Raw genomic sequence first — 21,607 nt, 5'->3', positions numbered from 1 at the left:
GCATGATAGCGGTCTCAACTTAAATTAACCTTAAAACAAAAAGCTATCGTGCAATTGAGTGTAAAAATGTGCGCATTTTGCTTTCAAATCACATAATTCACTATCACCAGTACGGCGCATTTATTACACTTTGCGCGTTTTTTCATTGGTTAAGAGATTGCATGCAGAACCGTTTATCTTCAGGCGCCCGCTTGGGGCGTCAGGCATTACTTTTCCCTCTCTGTCTGGTGCTTTACGAATTCTCTACGTATATCGGTAACGATATGATCCAACCCGGAATGTTGGCGGTGGTGGAGCAATATCAGGCCGGTCTGGATTGGGTTCCAACATCTATGACCGCTTATCTGGCAGGCGGCATGTTTTTACAGTGGTTGTTAGGACCGCTGTCGGACCGTGTTGGTCGTCGTCCGGTGATGTTAACCGGGGTGGTTTGGTTCATTGTGACCTGCCTCGCAACGCTGTTTGCACAAAATATTGAGCAATTTACTTTCCTGCGTTTTTTACAGGGGATCAGCCTGTGCTTTATTGGCGCGGTAGGTTACGCCGCCATTCAGGAGTCCTTTGAAGAAGCGGTGTGCATTAAAATCACTGCGCTAATGGCAAACGTAGCATTGATTGCACCGCTTTTGGGGCCGTTGGTTGGGGCCGCCTGGGTACATGTCCTTCCGTGGGAAGGTATGTTTGTCCTGTTTGCCGCGCTGGCGGCAATCGCCTTTTTTGGCCTGCAGCGCGCGATGCCGGAAACGGCTACCCGTCTGGGCGAGAAGCTTTCCATCAAAGAGTTGGGCAAAGATTATAAGCTGGTGCTAAAGAATGTGCGTTTTGTCGCAGGCGCACTGGCATTGGGCTTTGTCAGTCTGCCATTGCTGGCGTGGATTGCGCAGTCCCCGATCATTATTATCAGTGGCGAACATCTCAGCAGCTACGAATATGGCCTGCTGCAGGTACCGATTTTTGGTGCTCTGATTGCAGGTAACCTGGTGCTGGCGCGTCTGACATCACGCCGCACGGTGCGCTCGCTGATTATCATGGGGGGCTGGCCAATCTCCGTGGGATTGATCATTGCCGCCGCGGCCACGGTTGTTTCTTCGCATGCGTATCTGTGGATGACGGCAGGTTTAAGTCTTTATGCGTTTGGCATTGGCGTGGCGAACGCCGGGTTGGTGCGCCTGACGCTGTTTGCCAGCGAAATGAGCAAAGGGACCGTTTCCGCAGCAATGGGTATGCTGCAAATGCTGATCTTTACCGTCGGTATTGAGCTGAGCAAACATGCTTATCTGCTGGGTGGAAACAGCTTGTTCAGTCTGTTAAATCTGGCGAGCGGTGTGCTGTGGTTGATTCTGATGGTTATCTTCCTGAAAGATAAACGGGTAGGGAATTCCCGGGAAGGTTAAAGCCCGGTTTCCGGGCTTTGCAATCATTAGTGATGGTCGTCAATCTGATGCTCAATGACCATCCCTTCACCTACGCTGGCAACATGACGCGCATACGGATGTGCGCGGTAGACAGGGGCTGGAGTGGCTGCCGGAGCAACATAAACCGTTTGCGGGGCAGTAGTGACACTGACCGCCTGCGGAACGTTGACCGAAGAAGGAACGACTACCACTTTGTACCCGCTTGGCACATCAACAGTAACATTCTGCGCAAATGCTGTTCCTGCAAATCCCAGCAACACTGTTGTCATCAGTACACTTTTTTTCATAATTCGCTCGCCTGAAATATTCACTGGAGTTAATAATCCAGTGGGTTAATTTGAGGCGGATTATGAATAGATCATGCCGTCATGTTGTTGCCGTCTGTGCTGATGCGTTAATGAGTAAAGGGCGCCTCATTTTTTAGTACGCGATCTATAACATTCAGCACGCCCTCTTCGTTATTCGAACCCGCACGATATTTTGCTGCCTGAACAACAGGTTCGTGAGCGTTGGCCATTGCGAAGCTAAATCCGGCCTGGCGTAGCATCTCAATATCATTTCCACCATCACCAAATACCACGATCTCATCGTCGCTGATATTCCAGCGTTGTTGCAGCAGGCGTAAACCGTTGGCTTTATGAACACCCGGAATAATTAAATCGATACTGCCGTATCCGGTATGCACCGGTACCATAATGTCGCCGATCGCATGATGAAGATCTGCCTGTACCTGGGGAATGCGATCGTCGGAGATATTCAGGCCAAATTTGAAGAATACGTCGTTGATGTTGTCGAAGTTATCGACAAATTCAAGACGGTGATAATACATGGCAGAGATGGATTTATGCTCATCGCTGTATTGCTTCAGGGTGTAGGCGCTGTTTTTACCGCAGGCGATAATCTCGATGTCTGCGCGGGTCAGCAGATGCTCCACGATGGTCTGGAAATCGTCTTTTGCCAGCTCACCGTTAAAAATATCTTCCCCTTCGCTGACCACCCAGCCCCCGTTTTCCGCCACAAATGAGATTTCGTCAGCCAGTTCGGGGAAAAAAGAGATCAGCTGGTAATACTGATTGCCGCTGGCGACCACAAAGCGGATCCCCTGCGCTTTCATTTGACGGTACTGCGCCATAAACCGCTCGCGGTTATAGGTCTTTTGGTCACTTAAAAACGTGCCATCCATGTCTACTGCAATTAACTTGATACCCATTAGCCGTTCTCCATCACAGTTGTATTTTTGACATCCGGTTTAGCCACAGCCTTCGCAACGATGGCTGCGACAAGCACCAGCGCCAGCACAACCAGCATGGCGCTGCGCAGGCCATAGTGTTCACCCAAATAGCCCAGCAGCGGCGGGCCGACCAGGAATGCCAGATAGCCAGTAGTCGCAACAACGCTCACGCGGGTTGGCGCATCAGGGCCGGTATCGCTGGCGGCCGAAATGGTCAGCGGGAAGCCGAGAGAAGCCCCAAGCCCCCAAAGGATCACCGAGACGCCTGCCACCCATGAGCTGTCGACAAAAATGATCAGGCTGATACCGAGCGCGCCCATCAGTGCACTGGCGCGGACTACTGCCACACGGCTGTAGCGGTCGATGAACCAGCCACCGGTGAAGCGCCCGACGGTCATACCGAGCGTAAAGCCGGCATAAATCAGCGATCCGGATGTCGGGCTAAATCCATGCCCATCAACCATCAGTAATGGCAGCCAGTCGTTGGCGGAACCTTCGGCAAACGCCATCGCCAGCACCACGACGCCAATCAGCAGCAACTGGATATCGCGATAGAATGGCAACCCTTTTTCAACGGCGTGCGAACCGTCAGTCGCATTCTTACCCGTGCCGTCGGGGATAGCCTTAATCGCGATAAAAATAGGGGTAATAGCCACCATCGCCGCCAGCAGAATATGCGCGGTCGCCGGGACGCTGACGGCGGTAAGTACCATGCCAACGCCTGCGCCAGCCAGCGTTCCCAGGCTGTAAAAACCATGCATCATCGGCAGCACAGTTTTGTTCATTTCACGCTCAACCGCTGCGCCTTCGACGTTGATTGCAACCTCAGCCGCGCCAAAACTGGCGCCAAACACGCCCAGACCAAACGCAAACAGCCAGGCGGAATGCAACCATAATGCGAGGCTGAGAATTGTCATGCCCAGAACCGCGCATGACATGGTGGCGCGGATGACGTTTCGTGTGCCAAATCGTTTCACCAGCCAGGCCGAACAAAGAATGCCGCTCATCGAGCCAACTGAGAGTCCAAACAACACCGCGCCCATTTCGGCGGTGGAAATAGAGAGAATATCTCGGATGGCAGGGGTACGCGTCGCCCAGGAAGCCATTAATAAACCTGGTAAAAAGAAGAACGTGAAAAGCGCCCACATACGGCGTCTTAGGGCTTTGCGTGATGAGATGCCAGTCATGAATTCGAGCCAAAGAAAAGAGGGAAGAAGACAACATTAGCAAGGTTGTGTACATTTGTACATAAATGCAAGAAGAGGTAATGCAGTGCGACGCGCGAACGATCCACAACGACGGGATAAAATAGTCCAGGCCACGCTGGATGCGGTTTTAATCCATGGTATTCATGGGGTTACACACCGGAAAATCGCCATGATTGCCGAGGTGCCGCTGGGCTCAATGACCTATTACTTTTCGGGAATAGATGAGCTTTTAATGGAGGCCTTCGCACGTTTTACTGACACCATGTCTGTGCAATATCAGGCATTTTTTGCCGGTGTTGAAAATGCGTCACAGGCCTGCCATGCCATTACCGACATGATCTATAGCTCCCAGGTCACGACGCCTGGCAATATGGAACTCATGTACCAACTGTATGCGTTTGCCAGTCGTAAACCGGCGTTAAAGACGGTTATGCAAAACTGGATGTTACGCAGTCAGCAGACGCTGGAGCAGTGGTTCGAGCCGGTAACCGCACGCGCGCTGGATGCGTTTCTTGAAGGCATGACGCTGCATTTTGTCACGGACAAAAAACCGCTATCGCGAGCAGATATTCTGACGATGGTGGAACGCATTGCTGGCGTGCCGCCGAAGTAAAATCATTAAAATGGCTTGTCGAGGCGGGAAATCGCCTGACGTAAAAAATCGATGACTTTCATCGCCTCTGTTGTCAGCGGTTGAGCCGCTGTTTTTACCGTCCCGACGTCCATCCAGGTAATAAAATCATCAATTGTTCTGTGCATGACGCGCAGGCCATCCAGCGACCACGGGCGATAAACCAGATCAGATAAAATGGTTATTCCTCTGCCTTTAGCGACCAGGCTTCTTATTGCCTCAAAAGAGTTGCTGCGAAAACAGATATTAGGCGTATAGCCACGCTGCTGCCAGTAATCGATGATCACGTCAGGGTATTTATCGGTTTCCAGCAGTAAAAACGGCTGCTTTACGACATCAGTAAGGTGGATCGAGGGCTGACTCTGGAGCGGATGTCCAACAGACGTCCACAGGCGGCGTTGTGAACGAATGAACGTTTCGATTTCCAGATCGGTGTCGTGGCTGATATTTGAGGTCAGGAGCAGGCAAAAATCGACCTTCTGTGCCCGTAGCGCCTGTACCAGTTCTGGTGCTGTGGCCTCATGAAATACGATCTCCAGCAGTGGGAAACGTCGTTCAATATCGTTGAGTATATCCGGGATAAGATAGGCAGAGAGCGTTTCGGCAATGCCTATGCGCACTGTGCCGGTGAGAATTTCGCTCCGGTCATGCAAAGCGTCAACGGCAGAGCGGCTGCTGTTGATGATGTTGCAGGCATGTGCCAGAAAGCGCTCGCCCTCAGCGGTGAGCTTCACGCCTTTGGGGTAACGTACAAATAGCTGCACGTCTAATGCTTCTTCCAGATTCCGCATGGCAATGGTCATTGATGACTGAGAAATATGGCAGCGCGCAGCAGCTTTGGAAATTTGTAATGTTTCTGCAAGTGCGATGTAAAATTCAAGTTGCCTTAGCGTGAATTTCATAGTTTTAATCTATGCACATGGATGAAAACGTTATATTAGCATTCATTCTGACACCGCCGTAGCCTTGTGGTCATACCGTACACCTGACAATAAGGCGCAAATATGCCCTATCTTTTACTCAGTCTGGCTGCCTGTTTTTGGGGTGGGAACTATGTGGTCGGCCATATATTGGTTGCCGATGTTAATCCCATCGTTTTATCTGCAGCACGCTGGATATTTACCGCATTGCTATTGATGGCGCTTTATTTCCGACAGATCGCTGTGCAGTGGCCCGCGATGAGAAAATCCTTTGGTACTATCGTGTTCCTCGCGTTATGTGGTCAGGTTCTTTTTCCCTTAACGTTGTATATCGGTCTGCAATATACAACATCGCTCAATGCGGCGATTTATATGTCCACCACACCGGCTCTCGTCCTGTTAATCAATAAATTCTTTTTTAGAGAGCGGATCTCTGCGCGTAATATTGCCGGCGTGATCCTCAGTACCGTTGGCGTTATCTGGTTGGTATCGCAGGGTGATGTTATGCATGCGCGGATGTTTGAACACCTGAACCAGGGCGATTTCTGGACGATGGGGTCAGCGCTGAGCTGGGCGGTCTATTGCGCTTTTTTACGCATTAAACCGGTTGAGGTAAAGGGAAACGCCTTTGTCGCCGTGAGCGCCCTGCTAGGCGCGATGGTGCTTATTCCAGTATTGGCTCTGGCGTTGATACGCAATGGTATGCCGGGCTGGAATAGCTATGCAAATACAGGCGTTATTACTGGGCTGGCATACCTTGTTATCTTTCCTTCCTGGCTGTCATATCTGTTATGGAACAAAGGGATTAGCGCCATTGGCGCAACGCGCGGAGAGATCTATTCACACTTGATCCCATTGAGTGGCGGATTATTTAGCGTGATGTTTGTGCACGTCACTCTGCATTCATATCATCTGGTCAGCGCGTTGGTTATTATGTGCGGTATAGCATTGTGTTCCCGCCCGAGCGCAAAAAAAGGCTCTCAGCAGCGCATGGCGTGAAAGAGCGGGTAAATTAGCTTACGGTTGCGCCCCCGGTAATATTTACCACCGTGGCGGTCATTGCTCCGGCATGGTCTGAAGCCAGAAAGGCTGTAACCTCAGCGATTTGTGCAAGCGTAGGCAGGCGTCCAATCATGGTGCTTTGTGCTGCACCGCCTAGCCATTGTTCGACGGTTAAACCCATTGACTGCGCTTTAGCGGTGAAAATCTCCCCGGTATAGGAACCGGCGGCTACTGCGTCCACAATCGCATGCGAGCGCACGCCGACGACGCGAATGTTTATCGGTCCCGTCTCGCTGGCAAGCGCTTTAATAAAAGCTTCTGTTCCTGCGCAGCCAACAATATGGCCGAGATGCCCTGGCATCGCCATCGGGGCTGCGGGAGCAACGATGGTGAGAATAACGCCCGCTCGATTGCCGCCCATGTGCGGCGTTACGGCTTTTGCGATATTGAACTGCGCCGAAAGGAAAGGGGTGATACCGCTCATAAACTCAGAGAGGGATAATGCGTCGATGCGCTTGCCTTGTTCATGCATAAAGCCGGTCGCGTTAACCACCACATCAATTCCACCGATTTGCTGTACCAGGCGGGTAACTTGTGTTGAGGTGTCGTGCTCGTCGAGCACATCGGTGATAAACGTATCGACAGTAGCCCCCGCCATTCGCAGGCGACTGGCCGCCCAATCAAGCTTTTCCTGACCGCGCGCACCCAGGTACACATGGGCACCTTCGCGTGCCATGGCCTGCGCAACCGCGCTACCAATAGCCCCGCTGCCGCCGAAGATCACCGCAACCTTTCCAGCAAGCAACATAGTAAACTCCCGTCATCTTTAAGCACCGATTAAAAAGTATGCGCCATAACCGGCATGCTGCAAATTTTGGGAGGAATTGCGTGGGAGAAAGGTGTGATAGCAAATTTCAGGCAACAAAAAACCCATCAACCTTGAACCAAAACGGCGGGGTTGATGGGCTCCACAAATTGGGGACATCAAAGAAAAGCAGTGGCAATAGTTATGACTGACGCCTTTAAGAAAAGTTCTGCTTACCTGCAAAAAATTTTCATTAAAAGCAAAAAAACAGTTCTAACCGATGCCAGGCCAGATGATGACGATGAGTGTCCCCGCCAGCGTCAACAGAACGTTAGCAATCGCGTATGTGCCCGCATAGCCTAAAGCCGGAATGTTGCTGCGCGCGGTATCACTGATGATTTCCATTGCTGGCGCACAGGTACGCGCTCCCATCATCGCCCCGAACAGCAGGGCCCGGTTCATGCGCAATACATAAGCCCCAAACAAGAAACAGATGATCACTGGAACCAGGCTGACAATCAGACCTGAAATCAGCATCTGGCCACCTACTGCGCCGAGGCCATTACCAATGCCGCTACCTGCGCTTAAACCGACACCAGCCATAAAGACCATCAGGCCAAACTCTTTGACCATGTTCAGCGCACCTTGAGGGATGTAGCCAAACGTTGGATGGTTAGCTCGCAGGAAGCCCAGCATAATTCCGGCAAAGAGCAACCCGGCCGCGTTGCCGATACCGAAGCTGAAGTTACTGAACTGGAAGGTGATCATCCCGATCATCAGGCCAATAATAAAGAACGCGCAGAAAGCCAGCAGATCGGTCACCTGGCTGTGAATTGAAATAAAGCCGATACGATCGGCAATGGTTTTCACACGGCGCGCATCGCCACTGACCTGTAATACGTCGCCTTTATTCAGTACGACGTTGTCGTCAATGGGCATCTCGATCTGGCTGCGGATCACGCGGTTCAGGAAGCAGCCATGGTCAGTCAGCTTCAACTGGGCCAGACGACGACCTACGGCATTGTGGTTTTTCACCACAATCTCTTCGGTGACGATACGCATATCGAGCAGATCGCGATCGAACACCTCTTTACCGTTACGGAAACTGGGGTCGAGGCGAGCATGTGCATCCGGATAGCCCACTAAGGCAATTTCATCGCCCATTTGCAGCACTGCGTCACCGTCCGGGTTGGCCAAAATACCGTTGCGGCGGATGCGTTCAATATAACAACCGGTCTGGCGATAGATGCCCAGCTCGCGCAGATTTTTCCCATCAGCCCATGCAACCAGCTCAGGGCCGACACGGTAGGCGCGGATCACCGGCAGATAAACCTTACGGTTGGCATCAGTGTCCAGCCCGCGCTCACGCGCGATTTGTTGGGCACTGGTTTGCAGATCCTGATGCTGCAGTTTTGGCAGATAGCGCGCACCCACAATCAGACTGACCAACCCAATTAAATAGGTGAGGGCGTAACCCAGACTCAGGTTATCAAGGGCGGTGGATAGCTGTGTACCTTCCATTCCTGAATGGCGCAAAGTATCGCCCGCGCCGACCAGAACGGGCGTAGACGTCATTGAACCAGCCAACATGCCTGCCGTCAGGCCGATATCCCAGCCAAATAGCTTACCCAGCCCCAGGGCGATCAGCAGTGCGCTACCGACCATCACCAGTGCAAGCATCAGGTAATTTTTCCCATCGCGAAAAAAAATCGAAAAAAAGTTGGGACCGGCTTCCACCCCGACACAAAAAATAAACAGCATAAAGCCAAGATTTAATGCGTCAGTGTTAATACTAAAGTGCTGCTGACCTAATAATAGGGAGACCACTAAAACGCCAATGGAATTACCGAGTTGGACTGAACCCAGGCGTAATTTACCCAGACACAGGCCCAGAGCCAGGACCACAAATAATAACAGGATGTAATTCCCATTTAACAAATCTGCGACGTTTATATTCACGGAGGCTAACTTCTTGTTTACTAGTAAGCTATTGAAAGAAATGGCAATTTACGCTAATGTTTTTGCCAGAAATTAAGGGGCGACAGCATCGTACACAGCCCCAAATAATGCAGCACAACAATATATGCGGCTAGTTTAATCTCATTACGTATCAACGGCTATAAGAATCGTGTGGGTGTGTTTTTGGCATGGAATGCCGAGTAACTTTATCTGACTGGACGCCTGCGGGCGAAAAGAGTGTTCGATAGAGAGGATGTCAGGAGGAACGATTGAAACATAAGCAAAGTTGGGCGGGTGCGATCTGCTGCTTTGTGCTCTTTATTGTAGTGTGTCTTTCATTGACGCTGAATATGAAAGGCGCATTTAGAGCGGCTGGGCATCCTGAGGTCGGGTTGTTGTTTTTTATACTGCCTGGCGCTGTGGCAAGCTTTTTCTCCCACCGTCGGGAAGTGCTCAAACCCCTTCTTGGTGCAATACTGGCTGCGCCGTGTTGCTTGTTACTGATGCGGTTCGTTTTTATGCCGACGCGTTCACTGTGGCAAGAGCTGGCATGGCTGTTCAGTGCCGTGTTTTGGTGTGCGCTTGGGGCATTGTGTTTTTTATTTATCAGTAGCTTATTCAACCAGCGTCAGCGGCGGAAAAAAAACTGATGACGCCCTCCAGCGGAGGGCGTAGAAACAGCTATCAGGCGAACAGATTCATATTCTCTTTTGCCCACGCTTCAAAATCCGTGCAGCCGCCGATGTGTTGTTGATCAACGAAAATCTGCGGAACGGTCTCAACTGGCTTACCTACCGTTTTTTCCAGATCGGCTTTCGTAATACCTTCGGCATGGATATCAATGTAGCGGAAGTTAAAATCATCATGCTCATTGCTTAATTTTTCTGCTAATTCTTTTGCGCGCACGCAATACGGGCACCCTGGGCGACCAAAAATAACAGCAAACATCTCTCTCTCCTCGAACTTATCAGGCCAGATGGCGAATGTTGTTATGATGCCGCGATTTGTGACGGATGGAAAGCAGGTTCAGCCTGTTGCTTTGATATCCTTAGTCTATGCCTTCGTTTTTCAAACCGCATTTTTGTTAAACATGGGCTGTCGGAACGTTTTACACTAAGCGCCATTTATCGGGAGGCACCTATGCGCACAGTGGGCGTGTTACCCAAAAGCGTATTGATTCTGGAAATCATCGGGATGGTTTTGTTATCGCTGGCGCTGCTGTCGCTTAACGATTATCTCACCTTACCCGCACCGCTAAACGGGCCATTGGCCTGTGTGGTAATGATATTTCTGGGTGTGCTGTTGATGCTTCCCGCCGCGGTGGTATTGATGTTGCGCATTGCGCAGCTGTTGGCACCGCAGCTGATGTCGCGTGCTCCCGACGCTTCTTCCCATTCAGCCAGAGAAAAAAAAGATGACTCCAACCATTGATTTACTTCGCAGCCACCGGTCCATTCGCCATTTCACCGATGAAAGTATTTCGGACGCACAGCGTGAGGCGATTATTGCTGCCGCTCAAGGGACATCAAGCTCAAGTTTTTTGCAGTGCACGACGATAATTCGTATTACCGATCAAAATCTGCGTGCGTCCCTGGTGACCTTATCCGGCGGACAAAAGCACGTCGCACAGGCCGCCGAGTTCTGGGTGTTTTGCGCTGATTTTAATCGCCATTTGCAGATTTGCCCCGATGCGCAACTGGGGCTGGCGGAGCAACTGTTGCTTGGCGTGGTTGATACGGCGATGATGGCGCAAAATGCGCTGACAGCGGCGGAATCGCTGGGGCTTGGCGGTGTGTTCATTGGCGGTCTGCGCAACAATATTGAGCCGGTAACGGAATTACTGACGCTGCCGAAGCATGTTTTGCCGCTGTTTGGCCTGTGTCTTGGCTGGCCTGCGGATAACCCGGACATCAAGCCACGGCTGCCAGCTACACTGGTGGTGCATGAAAACCAGTACCAGCCGCTCGATCAGGGTGTTTTGTCGCAATATGATGAACAGCTTGCGCAGTACTATCTGACCCGTGGTAGCAACACGCGTCGCGATACCTGGAGCGATCATATTCGCCGCACCATCATTAAAGAAAGCCGTCCCTTTATCCTGGAATATTTACATAAACAGGGATGGGCGACGCGCTAAAGCGTTTAACCCAGTGTATGATACGCCAGCTTTTACCAGGTCTTTTAGAGAGGTGCAGGGTGAAAATTGCCATTTTGTCCCGGGATGGAACGCTCTATTCTTGCAAACGCCTGCGTGAAGCGGCGATGCAACGCGGTCACCTGGTTGAAGTTATCGATCCTCTTTCTTGTTATATGAACATTAGCCCGGCAGCGTCTTCTATCCATTATAAAGGCCGCCAGCTTCCCCATTTTGACGCGGTCATTCCAAGAATTGGCTCAGCCATTACCTTCTACGGTACGGCGGCATTACGTCAGTTTGAGATGCTGGGTAGCTACCCGCTGAATGAGTCAGTAGCGATTACCCGCGCACGCGATAAGCTACGCTCGTTACAACTGTTGGCGCGACAGGGTATTGACCTGCCGATTACCGGAATAGCCCACTCGCCGGACGATACCAGCGATATGATTGATATGGTCGGTGGTGCGCCGCTGGTGGTGAAGCTGGTGGAGGGGACTCAAGGCATCGGTGTGGTATTGGCCGAAACGCGCCAGGCCGCAGAGAGCGTAGTGGATGCATTTCGTGGTCTGAATGCCCATATTCTGGTCCAGGAATATATCGAAGAGGCGAAGGGGCGAGATATTCGCTGTTTCGTGGTGGGCGATGAGGTGGTTGCGGCGATTGAGCGGCGGGCTAAAGAGGGCGATTTCCGTTCTAACTTGCATCGCGGCGGAGTTGCTACGATTGCCAATATCACGCTGCAGGAAAGGGACATTGCGCTTAAAGCGGCCCGCACGATGGGGCTTGATGTTGCTGGCGTCGATATCCTGCGTGCAGAACGCGGGCCGCTGGTTATGGAGGTCAACGCCTCTCCAGGGCTGGAAGGCGTGGAGAAAACCACAGGGATAGATATTGCCGCGCGAATGATCCAGTGGATCGAGCGTCATGCTACTCCTGAATTTTGTCTTAAAATCGGCGGCTAAACGCAATATCGATAGCGATCGTGGTATGACACGGTCTTTTTGCGTAAGCTGTGCCGGTAATTTTTTCATCAATAGAGGTCGCACATTATTATGACATCACTGGTCGTTCCCACTCTGGATACGTTGCGTCAATGGCTCGACGACCTGGGCATGAGTTTTTTTGAATGTGATACCTGTCAGGCGCTGCATTTACCGCACATGCAGAACTTCGACGGCATTTTTGATGCAAAAATTGATCTGGTGGATAACGTCATTCTGTTTTCCGCGATGGCGGAAGTCAGACCTTCAGCACTGCTGCCGCTGGCCGCCGATCTGTCCGCTATCAATGCCAGCTCGCTGACGGTAAAAGCCTTTCTGGATATGCAGGATGATAATCTGCCAAAGCTGGTGGTTTGCCAGTCTTTATCCGTTATGCCGGGTGTGACGTTTGAACAGTTTGAATGTTTTGTGCGTCAGAGCGAAGAACAGATATCGATGGTGATCCTTGAAGCCGGGGCACATCAGTTGTTGTTTAATGCCGAAGAAGACGGGCAAAACAGCAATGCAGAGGTTCATTTCCTCCACTAATCGTTCCTGATTTTGGGTATCTATAGCGCAGCCGCTGCCAGAGCGGTTGCGTATTTCATGTTTTTATTCTGCATTTAACCTTTTCTTAAAGAATTATTCACTTCGATTTAGTCTCTATCGCTTTACGTCATAGACAAAACCTGCATAAAAAATTGATAAAAGACGTTTTTTTATCTGGGCTATATCCTCGAATCCTGGCTAAAGTTATTCTTGCAAGGCTTGTAAACGTCACCGTTCAATTTGCCCATTATGAGCTATCTGTAGCTGTATGCATGTTGAATGAGTCAGCGGATATCAGCGAGCAATAGCGGCGGGGAGAGAGACCTCTCTTTCATTGATGCCGCATGAAATAATATGCACATTTCTTGCATATCATTAGAGTGTGACTTTTTTGTTCGTTTGTTAACGGACTTTCAGAAGGAAAGAGATTATGACCGCCTTAAATAAAAAATGGTTATCAGGCCTGGTTGCAGGTGCTCTGATGGCCGTCTCTGCCGGCACGCTCGCTGCTGAACAAAAAACACTGCATATTTATAACTGGTCTGACTATATTGCTCCGGACACGGTGGCTAATTTTGAGAAAGAGACCGGCATTAAAGTCATTTATGATGTATTTGACTCCAATGAGGTGCTGGAAGGTAAGCTCATGGCTGGCAGCACCGGTTTTGACCTCGTTGTTCCGTCAGCCAGTTTCCTCGAACGGCAACTGACCGCGGGCGTTTTCCAGCCCCTGGATAAGAGCAAACTGCCTGGCTGGAAAAATCTCGACCCTGAACTGCTGAAACTGGTGGGTAAACACGATCCAGACAATAAGTTTGCTATGCCGTATATGTGGGCAACCACCGGTATTGGCTACAACGTGGATAAAGTTAAAGCGGTGCTGGGTGCGGATGCCCCGGTTAACAGCTGGGATTTGATCCTGAAACCGGAGAATCTGGAAAAACTCAAAAGCTGTGGTGTCTCTTTCCTCGATGCGCCTGAAGAAGTGTTTGCTACTGTGCTGAACTATTTGGGTAAAGATCCAAACAGTACCAAAGCGGATGATTACACCGGGCCGGCAACCGATTTGCTGTTGAAACTGCGTCCGAATATCCGTTATTTCCACTCTTCGCAATACATTAACGATCTGGCAAATGGTGATACCTGTGTCGCGATTGGCTGGGCAGGGGATGTATGGCAGGCCGCAAACCGTGCGAAAGAAGCGAAAAATGGCGTCAATATCTCCTTCTCGATTCCCAAAGAGGGGGCGATGGCGTTCTTTGATGTGTTCGCGATGCCTGCAGATGCGAAAAACAAAGACGAAGCCTACCAGTTCCTCAACTACCTGCTGCGCCCTGATGTGATTGCGCATATTTCCGACCACGTGTTCTACGCCAATGCTAACAAAGAAGCGACGGCTCTGGTCAGCCCGGAAGTGCGTGATAACCCTGGTATCTATCCACCAGCGGACGTGCGCGCCAAACTGTTCACACTGAAAGTGCAGGATCCGAAGATCGATCGTGTACGTACCCGCGCCTGGACGAAGGTGAAAAGCGGAAAATAACCCGATGATCGGGACACGACCCGGCGGTGCTTGTGCCTGCCGGGGATGTCGTGATCCCGAACACACAAAACCCGGCAATACGCACCAGTAAGGTGCGTTATTTGCACCGTTTCTTTGTTTTATGCCGGAGAGCACTTGAGTGAATGATGCAACCCCACGCCCACAAGCGAAAATCCGCAAGGCGCTGACCCCGCTGCTTGAAATTCGCAACCTGACGAAATCATTTGACGGTCAGCACGCCGTCGATGACGTCAATCTCACTATCTACAAAGGCGAAATATTTGCCCTGCTTGGTGCGTCCGGTTGTGGTAAATCAACCCTGTTGCGCATGCTGGCGGGGTTTGAGTTGCCGACTACCGGGCAAATCATGCTGGACGGTGTCGATCTGGCGCATGTTCCACCTTATCTGCGCCCAATAAATATGATGTTTCAGTCCTACGCTCTGTTTCCACACATGACGGTGGAACAGAATATTGCCTTTGGACTCAAGCAGGACAAGCTACCGAAAGCGGAAATCGCTAGCCGGGTGAATGAGATGCTCGGGCTGGTGCACATGCAGGAGTTCGCCAAACGGAAGCCGCATCAGCTTTCAGGCGGTCAGCGTCAACGTGTGGCACTGGCCCGGAGCCTGGCCAAACGCCCCAAGTTGCTGTTACTGGATGAACCGATGGGCGCGCTGGATAAAAAACTGCGTGACCGCATGCAGCTGGAAGTGGTTGATATTCTTGAGCGCGTAGGGGTGACCTGCGTGATGGTGACGCACGACCAGGAAGAAGCCATGACCATGGCGGGCCGTATAGCCATCATGAACCGCGGAAAATTTGTGCAGATTGGCGAGCCGGAAGAGATCTACGAGCACCCGACCACCCGCTACAGCGCTGAATTTATCGGTTCAGTAAACGTTTTTGAGGGACTGCTAAAAGAACGTCAGGAAGATGGTCTGGTGATTGAGTCTCCAGGACTGGTGCATCCGCTGAAGGTGGACGCCGATGCATCTGTTGTCGATAACGTCCCGGTGTATGTTGCGCTGCGCCCGGAAAAAATCATGCTCTGCGAAGCCCCTCCGCCAGAGGGTTATAACTTTGCGGTGGGCGAGGTGGTGCATATTGCCTACCTGGGTGATTTGTCTGTGTATCACGTGCGTTTAAAAAGCGGCCAGATGTTGAGTGCCCAGCTGCAAAACGAACATCGCTATCGCAAGGGGCTACCGACCTGGGGTGAAGAGGTACGTTTGTGTTGGGATGCGGACAGCTGTGTGGTGTTGACGGTTTAAGGAGTAAAGATGAGTACACTTGAACCTCCGGCACGTGCCGAAAAAGCGAGCCGTTTCACGCTGTATATGTCGCAGTTGCAAATGAAACATGGTCGCAAGCTGGTGATCGCGCTGCCGTATGTGTGGCTGCTGCTCCTGTTTTTGCTGCCTTTTCTGATTGTCTTCAAAATCAGTTTGGCTGAAATGGCGCGCGCTATTCCACCCTATACCGACCTTGTTTCATGGGCTGATGATCAGTTATCCATCACGCTCAACTTAGGCAACTTCCTGCAACTGACGGACGATCCGCTCTATTTCGATGCCTATCTGCAATCGTTACAGGTGGCGGGGATTTCGACAATCTGTTGCCTGCTGCTGGGATACCCGCTGGCATGGGCCGTCGCGCACAGTAAACCCTCAACGCGTAATATTCTGCTGTTGCTGGTGATCTTACCGTCCTGGACCTCTTTCTTGATTCGCGTCTATGCCTGGATGGGTATCCTGAAAAATAACGGGGTGCTGAACAACTTCCTGATGTGGCTGGGCGTTATCGATCAGCCATTGACGATCCTGCATACCAACCTGGCGGTTTATATCGGCATTGTTTATGCCTATTTGCCCTTTATGGTACTGCCGATTTATACCGCACTGACGCGCATTGACTATTCGCTGGTGGAAGCTGCGCTGGATCTGGGGGCACGGCCGTTGAAAACCTTTTTTAGCGTGATTGTGCCGTTGACCAAAGGCGGGATTATCGCCGGTTCAATGCTGGTGTTTATCCCGGCGGTAGGGGAATTTGTTATTCCGGAACTGCTTGGGGGGCCTGACAGCATAATGATCGGCCGCGTGCTATGGCAGGAGTTTTTCAATAACCGCGACTGGCCGGTGGCGTCTGCGGTTGCCATCATCATGTTGCTGTTACTGATTGTGCCAATCATGTGGTTTCATAAGTATCAGCAAAAAAGCGTGGGGGAACACGGATGAATAACTTGCCGGTCGTTCGCTCGCCGTGGCGGATCTTTATCCTGGTCGTGGGGTTTACGTTCCTGTACGCCCCCATGCTGATGTTAGTTATCTATTCGTTTAACAGCTCCAAGCTGGTGACGGTGTGGGCGGGGTGGTCAACACGCTGGTACGGTGAACTTTTCCACGATACTGCAATGATGAGTGCTGTCGGCATGAGTTTAACGATTGCTGCCTGTGCTGCGACGATGGCAGCTATTCTTGGTACGATTGCTGCCGTAGTGATGGTGCGCTTTGGTCGTTTTCGTGGTTCGAATGGTTTCGCCTTTATGATCACCGCGCCGCTGGTCATGCCGGATGTTATTACCGGTTTGTCGCTGCTGCTGCTATTTGTGGCGTTGGCTCACGCCATCGGCTGGCCGGCAGATCGCGGTATGTTGACCATCTGGCTGGCGCACGTCACCTTCTGTACGGCGTACGTCGCGGTGGTGATTTCATCGCGTTTGCGCGAGCTGGATCACTCCATTGAGGAAGCGGCGATGGATCTTGGCGCGACGCCGCTGAAGGTCTTTTTCGTCATTACGCTGCCGATGATTATGCCGGCGGTCATTTCCGGTTGGTTACTGGCCTTTACGCTATCGCTGGATGATTTGGTTATCGCCAGCTTTGTCTCTGGTCCTGGGGCGACAACCTTGCCAATGCTGGTGTTCTCCAGCGTACGTATGGGGGTTAACCCGGAGATCAACGCGCTGGCGACGCTGATCCTTGGCGTGGTAGGAATTATCGGATTTATCGCGTGGTATCTGATGGCACGAACAGAAAAACAACGGATACGCGATATCCAACGTGCAAGACGCGGCTGAAAAAACTAAAATCTGCCAATCTGTCTATACGGCGCAGCTGTGGTGGTTGCGCCGTTTTCATGGAAGACGACGCGTTGGGATTTTTTAAGAAATCATCCACATCACATGCTCGCTTAAACGTCCCTGCTTTAGTGCAGGTGGCGGCGCTGGCTATCATCATGATCCGCTGTCTCGATCTGTTGATGATTTTTAATACGCTTGGTTTTCGTGGAACCAGTGAGTTTATTCATCGCAGTGTGCAGACCTGGAATTTGACGCTGGTGTTTCTGGGTAGCCTGGTGCTGCTGTTTGTCGAAATTTACTGCGCATTTTCGCTGGTCAAAGGACGAAACTGGGCGCGCTGGATCTACCTGCTGACCCAGGTTATCGCTAGCATTTATCTGTGGGCGGCTTCGCTGGGCTACGGATATCCGGAACTGTTCAGTATTGCGGGGGAGTCCAGACGTGAAATCCTGCATACGCTGGTGATGCAAAAATTGCCGGATATGCTGGTGTTGCTGCTGCTGTTTATTCCTGCGTCCAGCAGGCGGTTTTTCCGTTTGCAATAACGCGCATACCCTAAATAATTCGAGTTACAGGAAGGCGGCAAGTGAATGAATCCCCAGGAGCTTACATAAGTAAGTGACTGGGGTGAGTGAGCACAGCCAACACACCTGTAACTTGAAGTATGACGGGTATATAATCTTCGCCCCCTGTTAATTTGTAGGTTTTTGTATGCAGTGCGCACTTTATGACGCCGAACGCTGCCGCTCTTGTCAGTGGATAACGCAGCCCATCGCCGAACAACTCTCTGCAAAAACAGCCGATCTCCAGCATCTGCTGGCCGATTTTTCGGTCGGGGAATGGTGTGCACCGATCGGTGGTGCGGAAAACGCGTTTCGAAATAAAGCCAAAATGGTGGTCAGCGGCAGCGTGGAAAAACCATTGCTGGGCATGCTGCATCGCGACGGTACACCTGAAGATTTGTGCGATTGTCCGCTGTATCCCGCTTCTTTTTCGCCCGTGTTTACCGCGCTAAAGCCGTTTATTGCCCGCGCGGGGCTTACGCCTTACAACGTGGCCCGCAAACGGGGTGAGCTTAAATATCTGCTGTTAACGGAAAGCCAGTTTGACGGTGGCATGATGCTGCGTTTTGTTTTACGTTCTGACGCGAAACTGGCACAACTGCGTACGGCGCTGCTGTGGCTGCAGGCACAGCTACCGCAGCTAAAAGTCATTAGCGTCAATATCCAGCCTGTGCATATGGCGATTATGGAAGGGGAGACAGAAATCTTCCTGACCGAACAGCAGGCGCTGGCCGAACGTTTTAATGATGTGCCGTTGTGGATCCGCCCGCAGAGCTTCTTCCAGACTAACCCAGTGGTGGCGGGACAGTTATATGCCACGGCGCGCGACTGGGTGCGTCAGCTTCCGGTTAATCACATGTGGGATCTGTTTTGCGGCGTCGGGGGTTTTGGTCTGCATTGCGCTACGCCGCAGATGAAACTGACGGGGATTGAAATCGCGCCAGAGGCGATTACCTGCGCGAAGCAGTCAGCGCAGGAGCTTGGGTTGCAGAATCTGCATTTTCAGGCGCTGGACTCAACTCAGTTTGCTACCGCTCAGGGGGAAGTGCCGGACCTGGTGCTGGTGAATCCGCCGCGTCGCGGGATTGGCAAACCGCTGTGCGATTTTCTTTCCCAAATGGCGCCACGTTTTATTGTTTATTCCAGCTGTAATGCGCAAACCATGGCGAAGGATATTCGCGAGTTGCCAGGGTATCGCATTGAACGCGTCCAGCTTTTCGATATGTTCCCACACACCGCGCATTATGAAGTGTTAACGCTGCTCAGCCGACAATAACTGCCATGCCTGATGGTGCTTTGCTTATCAGGCTGTGGGTTATTCGTAGGCAGGATAAGGTGCTTGCACCGCATCCGGCAAATGCAACATGCGAAAAAAAAGCCCGTACTTGCGTACGAGCTCTTTCTCGAATATGGCGGTGAGGCGGGGATTGACTCGCTTTGCTCGCCCCTACGGGGCAGCCCGTTCGCTGTGCTCCCGGTCTGTCCAACTGGCTGCGCCAGTAGTCGAACCCCGGTCGGGGAGTCTCATCCCCCGGAGATGTGCAACAGGCGAAAAAAAAGCCCGTACTTTCGTACGAGCTCTTTCTCGAATATGGCGGTGAGGGGGGGATTGACTCGCTTTGCTCGCCCCTACGGGGCAGCCCGTTCGCTGCGCTCCCGGTCTGTCCAACTGGCTGCGCCAGTAGTCGAACCCCAGTCGGGGCTTCTCATCCCCACCTGGCTATGCAACATGCGAAAAAAAAGCCCGTACTTTCGTACGAGCTCTTCTTAAAATATGGCGGTGAGGCGGGGATTCGAACCCCGGATACGTTGCCGTATACACACTTTCCAGGCGTGCTCCTTCAGCCACTCGGACACCTCACCATATTGTATTGCTGCCTGACCACATGGGGGGCAACGGGGCGCTACTATAGGGAGTTGCGCTAAAACGGTCAAGCAGAATTTACATGTTCATATTCGTTTGGTTACGCAATGTACATATTCCCCCACCCGGACAGGCGTGGGGGAGAGGATTAGCGCTGAGAGTCCAGTTTTTCACCGTTGGTGACGACTTCCTGAGCTTTGCTGTAGCTCTCAATCAGCAGCTGATATGCCGGGAATACTTTCGTGTACACTTCTGCCCACTCTGCGGCATCTTCACGGTTCCATGTACCCTGCAGTTCTGAAGCAACGGCGGCGGTATCCATCGGTACTACGCCTGCCTGAACGACACGTGCCAGGGTAATTTCCTGCGCCATTTTACTGTAGGTACCGGAAGCATCGATAACGGCGAACACTTTGTAACCTTCCGCAACCGCACTAATGGCCGGGAAAGCTATGCAAACACTGGTGATGGTACCGGCGATAATCAGCGTCTTACGACCGGTCGCTTTCACGGCTTTTACAAAATCTTCGTTATCCCAGGCGTTGATTTCACCTTTACGCGCCACGTATTGAGCATGAGGCGCATTGGCGTGGATCTCAGGGATCAACGGGCCGTTCGGTCCCTGCGGTACTGATGCGGTGGTAATCACCGGCATCTTCGCCAAAGAGGCCATTTTAGCCAGCGCGGCAGCGCGTGCGCGCAGTTCTGGCATTGGCATATCACCTACGGTCTGGAAAAGTCCGCTCTGGTGATCGATAAGCAGCATAACGGAATCATTTACATCGATGACCGGGCGTGAACCATTAAAGTTTGCAGGGCTGGACATAGTATTCTCCTTTGATTCAGATTTGGCCAAAGCGGCCGGAGTTAAAATCGCGTACGGCTTCTGCGATTTCTTGTTTCGTGTTCATGACAAACGGACCGTAACCCACAATCGGCTCATTCAACGGCTCGCCTGACAACAGCAAGACGCTGGCATCGCTACTGGCTTCAATATGCAATGTTTTACCCTGCTGGCTTAACACCACCAGCTGTGCCTCGCTAACGGGGGTGGTGCCGTTTACGGTGATGTTGCCTTTCAGTACGACCAGTGCGGTGCTCCATCCTTCCGGCTGAGACAGCGTGAACTGATGATTACGCTGCAGACGCATATCCCAGACATTTAGCGGTGAGAAGGTATGAGCCGGACCTTTTGTCTCCTGATAACTGCCCGCAATGACACGGAGAGTGCCGGCGTCATCTGGCAGCGCGACAGTAGGGATAACATCACGACTAATGCCCTGATATCCGGGGACGGTCATTTTGTCTTTCGCTGGTAGGTTGACCCAAAGTTGCACCATTTCCAGCTCGCCACCCTTCTGGGTAAATTCCGGCGAATGGAATTCTTCGTGTAAAATGCCTGCACCTGCAGTCATCCACTGCACGTCGCCTGGGCCGATAATCCCACCGCGGCCGGTTGAGTCACGATGTTCAACTTCACCGCTGTAAACGATGGTCACCGTTTCGAAACCACGGTGAGGGTGTTCACCCACGCCACGTTTTTCATTACCTGGGGTAAAGGTATGTGGCCCGGCGTAATCCAGCAGCAGGAACGGACTTAACTGTTCAGCATGAGACTGGTAAGAGAACATCGAGCGAACCGGGAATCCATCGCCAACCCAGTGTGGGCGAGGTGCGGTGTAGACGCCTGTTACTTGTTTCATATGTGTCTCCTCAGTG

The 21,607-nt window shown here is 51.8% G+C and carries 23 protein-coding genes and 1 tRNA gene; 14 read left to right on the top strand and 10 right to left on the bottom strand.

The genetic code is table 11. The features are described 5' to 3' along the window. Positions 1-161: 161 nt before the first annotated feature. Positions 162-1,394 (top strand): MFS transporter, encoded by a 1,233-nt coding sequence (locus RYZ59_RS12315; protein WP_318047943.1) that lies wholly within the window; start codon positions 162-164, stop codon positions 1,392-1,394. 26 nt (positions 1,395-1,420) lie between these two features. Here the strand turns inward: RYZ59_RS12315 and RYZ59_RS12310 are convergent, their stop codons facing one another. The 3 genes from RYZ59_RS12310 to RYZ59_RS12300 all read right to left on the bottom strand — a co-directional run bounded on the left by RYZ59_RS12310 (position 1,421) and on the right by RYZ59_RS12300 (position 3,833). Beyond that, on the bottom strand, positions 1,421-1,702 hold the full coding sequence (locus tag RYZ59_RS12310; RefSeq protein WP_318047944.1) for a hypothetical protein: 282 nt from the start codon (positions 1,700-1,702) through the stop codon (positions 1,421-1,423). 107 nt (positions 1,703-1,809) lie between these two features. Continuing rightward, on the bottom strand, positions 1,810-2,625 hold the full coding sequence (locus RYZ59_RS12305) for a Cof-type HAD-IIB family hydrolase (protein WP_318047945.1): 816 nt from the start codon (positions 2,623-2,625) through the stop codon (positions 1,810-1,812). Continuing rightward, the gene (locus RYZ59_RS12300; RefSeq protein ID WP_318047946.1) at positions 2,625-3,833 is read right to left on the bottom strand and encodes an MFS transporter; all 1,209 of its coding nucleotides are present in this window, start codon (positions 3,831-3,833) and stop codon (positions 2,625-2,627) included. The genes RYZ59_RS12305 and RYZ59_RS12300 overlap by 1 nt, the downstream gene beginning before the upstream one ends. Positions 3,834-3,918: 85 nt before the next feature. On the opposite strand from RYZ59_RS12300, the gene RYZ59_RS12295 reads away from it, so the two are divergent. Continuing rightward, complete coding sequence (locus tag RYZ59_RS12295) at positions 3,919-4,467, top strand: TetR/AcrR family transcriptional regulator (RefSeq protein ID WP_318047947.1); 549 nt, start codon at positions 3,919-3,921, stop codon at positions 4,465-4,467. Between the two features lie 5 nt (positions 4,468-4,472). On the opposite strand, the gene RYZ59_RS12290 is transcribed toward RYZ59_RS12295, so the two are convergent. After that, positions 4,473-5,387, bottom strand: coding sequence for a LysR family transcriptional regulator (locus RYZ59_RS12290; protein WP_318047948.1), 915 nt, complete (start codon positions 5,385-5,387; stop codon positions 4,473-4,475). A 102-nt stretch (positions 5,388-5,489) separates the two neighbouring features. Here RYZ59_RS12290 and RYZ59_RS12285 point away from each other — a divergent pair, with 102 nt between their 5' ends. Further along, a complete protein-coding gene (locus RYZ59_RS12285) occupies positions 5,490-6,404 on the top strand; it encodes a DMT family transporter (protein ID WP_318047949.1) in 915 nt (304 codons plus the stop codon). Between the two features lie 13 nt (positions 6,405-6,417). Here the strand turns inward: RYZ59_RS12285 and RYZ59_RS12280 are convergent, their stop codons facing one another. Together RYZ59_RS12280 and RYZ59_RS12275 are read right to left on the bottom strand one after the other, a co-directional pair. Further along, on the bottom strand, positions 6,418-7,215 hold the full coding sequence (locus RYZ59_RS12280; protein ID WP_318047950.1) for an SDR family NAD(P)-dependent oxidoreductase: 798 nt from the start codon (positions 7,213-7,215) through the stop codon (positions 6,418-6,420). Positions 7,216-7,485: 270 nt separating this feature from the next. Beyond that, positions 7,486-9,171, bottom strand: a complete 1,686-nt coding sequence (locus RYZ59_RS12275) for an aspartate:alanine antiporter (RefSeq protein WP_040233921.1) — start codon at positions 9,169-9,171, stop codon at positions 7,486-7,488. 269 nt (positions 9,172-9,440) lie between these two features. Here RYZ59_RS12275 and RYZ59_RS12270 point away from each other — a divergent pair, with 269 nt between their 5' ends. Beyond that, positions 9,441-9,821 carry an inner membrane protein YbjM gene (locus RYZ59_RS12270; RefSeq protein ID WP_040233923.1) on the top strand — a complete coding sequence of 127 codons (381 nt, stop codon included), beginning with the start codon at positions 9,441-9,443 and terminating at the stop codon, positions 9,819-9,821. 34 nt (positions 9,822-9,855) lie between these two features. Here the strand turns inward: RYZ59_RS12270 and RYZ59_RS12265 are convergent, their stop codons facing one another. Continuing rightward, positions 9,856-10,119 carry a GrxA family glutaredoxin gene (locus RYZ59_RS12265; RefSeq protein ID WP_005123606.1) on the bottom strand — a complete coding sequence of 88 codons (264 nt, stop codon included), beginning with the start codon at positions 10,117-10,119 and terminating at the stop codon, positions 9,856-9,858. A gap of 192 nt (positions 10,120-10,311) precedes the next feature. Between RYZ59_RS12265 and RYZ59_RS12260 the strand changes: the two genes are divergently transcribed. The 10 genes from RYZ59_RS12260 (at position 10,312) to rlmC (ending at position 19,300) form a co-directional block, all read left to right on the top strand. Further along, a complete protein-coding gene (locus RYZ59_RS12260; protein ID WP_286628242.1) occupies positions 10,312-10,602 on the top strand; it encodes a YbjC family protein in 291 nt (96 codons plus the stop codon). Continuing rightward, the gene (gene nfsA, locus RYZ59_RS12255; protein ID WP_318047951.1) at positions 10,586-11,308 is read left to right on the top strand and encodes a nitroreductase NfsA; all 723 of its coding nucleotides are present in this window, start codon (positions 10,586-10,588) and stop codon (positions 11,306-11,308) included. The genes RYZ59_RS12260 and nfsA overlap by 17 nt, the downstream gene beginning before the upstream one ends. Positions 11,309-11,367: 59 nt before the next feature. Then, a complete protein-coding gene (gene rimK / locus RYZ59_RS12250) occupies positions 11,368-12,270 on the top strand; it encodes a 30S ribosomal protein S6--L-glutamate ligase (protein ID WP_005123604.1) in 903 nt (300 codons plus the stop codon). A 90-nt stretch (positions 12,271-12,360) separates the two neighbouring features. Beyond that, on the top strand, positions 12,361-12,837 hold the full coding sequence (locus RYZ59_RS12245; protein WP_202039038.1) for a YbjN domain-containing protein: 477 nt from the start codon (positions 12,361-12,363) through the stop codon (positions 12,835-12,837). A 430-nt stretch (positions 12,838-13,267) separates the two neighbouring features. Then, positions 13,268-14,380: a spermidine/putrescine ABC transporter substrate-binding protein PotF gene (potF, locus tag RYZ59_RS12240; protein ID WP_137384281.1), complete on the top strand. Its 1,113-nt coding sequence runs from the start codon at positions 13,268-13,270 to the stop codon at positions 14,378-14,380. A 139-nt stretch (positions 14,381-14,519) separates the two neighbouring features. Next, positions 14,520-15,653 (top strand): putrescine ABC transporter ATP-binding subunit PotG, encoded by a 1,134-nt coding sequence (potG, locus tag RYZ59_RS12235; RefSeq protein WP_318047952.1) that lies wholly within the window; start codon positions 14,520-14,522, stop codon positions 15,651-15,653. A gap of 9 nt (positions 15,654-15,662) precedes the next feature. After that, positions 15,663-16,616 (top strand): putrescine ABC transporter permease PotH, encoded by a 954-nt coding sequence (gene potH / locus RYZ59_RS12230; RefSeq protein ID WP_318047953.1) that lies wholly within the window; start codon positions 15,663-15,665, stop codon positions 16,614-16,616. Continuing rightward, the gene (gene potI / locus RYZ59_RS12225; RefSeq protein WP_048212155.1) at positions 16,613-17,458 is read left to right on the top strand and encodes a putrescine ABC transporter permease PotI; all 846 of its coding nucleotides are present in this window, start codon (positions 16,613-16,615) and stop codon (positions 17,456-17,458) included. The genes potH and potI overlap by 4 nt, the downstream gene beginning before the upstream one ends. 59 nt (positions 17,459-17,517) lie before the next feature. Then, positions 17,518-18,006: a YbjO family protein gene (locus RYZ59_RS12220; protein WP_271440633.1), complete on the top strand. Its 489-nt coding sequence runs from the start codon at positions 17,518-17,520 to the stop codon at positions 18,004-18,006. Between the two features lie 166 nt (positions 18,007-18,172). Further along, on the top strand, positions 18,173-19,300 hold the full coding sequence (gene rlmC, locus RYZ59_RS12215; protein ID WP_318047954.1) for a 23S rRNA (uracil(747)-C(5))-methyltransferase RlmC: 1,128 nt from the start codon (positions 18,173-18,175) through the stop codon (positions 19,298-19,300). A gap of 499 nt (positions 19,301-19,799) precedes the next feature. On the opposite strand, the gene RYZ59_RS12210 is transcribed toward rlmC, so the two are convergent. The 3 genes from RYZ59_RS12210 to RYZ59_RS12200 form a co-directional block, all read right to left on the bottom strand. Beyond that, positions 19,800-19,887, bottom strand: a tRNA-Ser gene (locus RYZ59_RS12210). A gap of 149 nt (positions 19,888-20,036) precedes the next feature. Beyond that, positions 20,037-20,714, bottom strand: a complete 678-nt coding sequence (locus RYZ59_RS12205) for an isochorismatase family protein (RefSeq protein ID WP_318047955.1) — start codon at positions 20,712-20,714, stop codon at positions 20,037-20,039. A gap of 16 nt (positions 20,715-20,730) precedes the next feature. After that, entirely contained in the window at positions 20,731-21,591 is an 861-nt protein-coding gene (locus RYZ59_RS12200; protein ID WP_318047956.1) for a pirin family protein, read from the bottom strand. Between the last annotated feature and the right edge of the window lie 16 nt (positions 21,592-21,607).

This window comes from Citrobacter sp. HN-141, from assembly GCF_033341895.1.
Classification (GTDB): Bacteria; Pseudomonadota; Gammaproteobacteria; order Enterobacterales; family Enterobacteriaceae; genus Citrobacter.
Note: the sequence above shows the minus strand (reverse complement) of the source record. Positions and strands in the feature narration are given on the sequence as shown.

Bases quoted from the DNA above. Each gene is read 5' to 3' on its own strand.
- RYZ59_RS12200 (WP_318047956.1), bottom strand. From the start codon at position 21,591: ATGAAACAAGTAACAGGCGTCTACACCGCACCTCGCCCACACTGGGTT.
- potH (WP_318047953.1), top strand. From the start codon at position 15,663: ATGAGTACACTTGAACCTCCGGCACGTGCCGAAAAAGCGAGCCGTTTC.
- RYZ59_RS12260 (WP_286628242.1), top strand. From the start codon at position 10,312: ATGCGCACAGTGGGCGTGTTACCCAAAAGCGTATTGATTCTGGAAATC.
- RYZ59_RS12220 (WP_271440633.1), top strand. From the start codon at position 17,518: ATGGAAGACGACGCGTTGGGATTTTTTAAGAAATCATCCACATCACAT.
- RYZ59_RS12310 (WP_318047944.1), bottom strand. From the start codon at position 1,702: ATGAAAAAAAGTGTACTGATGACAACAGTGTTGCTGGGATTTGCAGGA.
- RYZ59_RS12205 (WP_318047955.1), bottom strand. From the start codon at position 20,714: ATGTCCAGCCCTGCAAACTTTAATGGTTCACGCCCGGTCATCGATGTA.
- RYZ59_RS12280 (WP_318047950.1), bottom strand. From the start codon at position 7,215: ATGTTGCTTGCTGGAAAGGTTGCGGTGATCTTCGGCGGCAGCGGGGCT.
- nfsA (WP_318047951.1), top strand. From the start codon at position 10,586: ATGACTCCAACCATTGATTTACTTCGCAGCCACCGGTCCATTCGCCAT.
- RYZ59_RS12245 (WP_202039038.1), top strand. From the start codon at position 12,361: ATGACATCACTGGTCGTTCCCACTCTGGATACGTTGCGTCAATGGCTC.
- RYZ59_RS12290 (WP_318047948.1), bottom strand. From the start codon at position 5,387: ATGAAATTCACGCTAAGGCAACTTGAATTTTACATCGCACTTGCAGAA.
- potF (WP_137384281.1), top strand. From the start codon at position 13,268: ATGACCGCCTTAAATAAAAAATGGTTATCAGGCCTGGTTGCAGGTGCT.
- RYZ59_RS12300 (WP_318047946.1), bottom strand. From the start codon at position 3,833: ATGACTGGCATCTCATCACGCAAAGCCCTAAGACGCCGTATGTGGGCG.
- RYZ59_RS12285 (WP_318047949.1), top strand. From the start codon at position 5,490: ATGCCCTATCTTTTACTCAGTCTGGCTGCCTGTTTTTGGGGTGGGAAC.
- RYZ59_RS12265 (WP_005123606.1), bottom strand. From the start codon at position 10,119: ATGTTTGCTGTTATTTTTGGTCGCCCAGGGTGCCCGTATTGCGTGCGC.
- RYZ59_RS12305 (WP_318047945.1), bottom strand. From the start codon at position 2,625: ATGGGTATCAAGTTAATTGCAGTAGACATGGATGGCACGTTTTTAAGT.
- rlmC (WP_318047954.1), top strand. From the start codon at position 18,173: ATGCAGTGCGCACTTTATGACGCCGAACGCTGCCGCTCTTGTCAGTGG.
- RYZ59_RS12315 (WP_318047943.1), top strand. From the start codon at position 162: ATGCAGAACCGTTTATCTTCAGGCGCCCGCTTGGGGCGTCAGGCATTA.
- potI (WP_048212155.1), top strand. From the start codon at position 16,613: ATGAATAACTTGCCGGTCGTTCGCTCGCCGTGGCGGATCTTTATCCTG.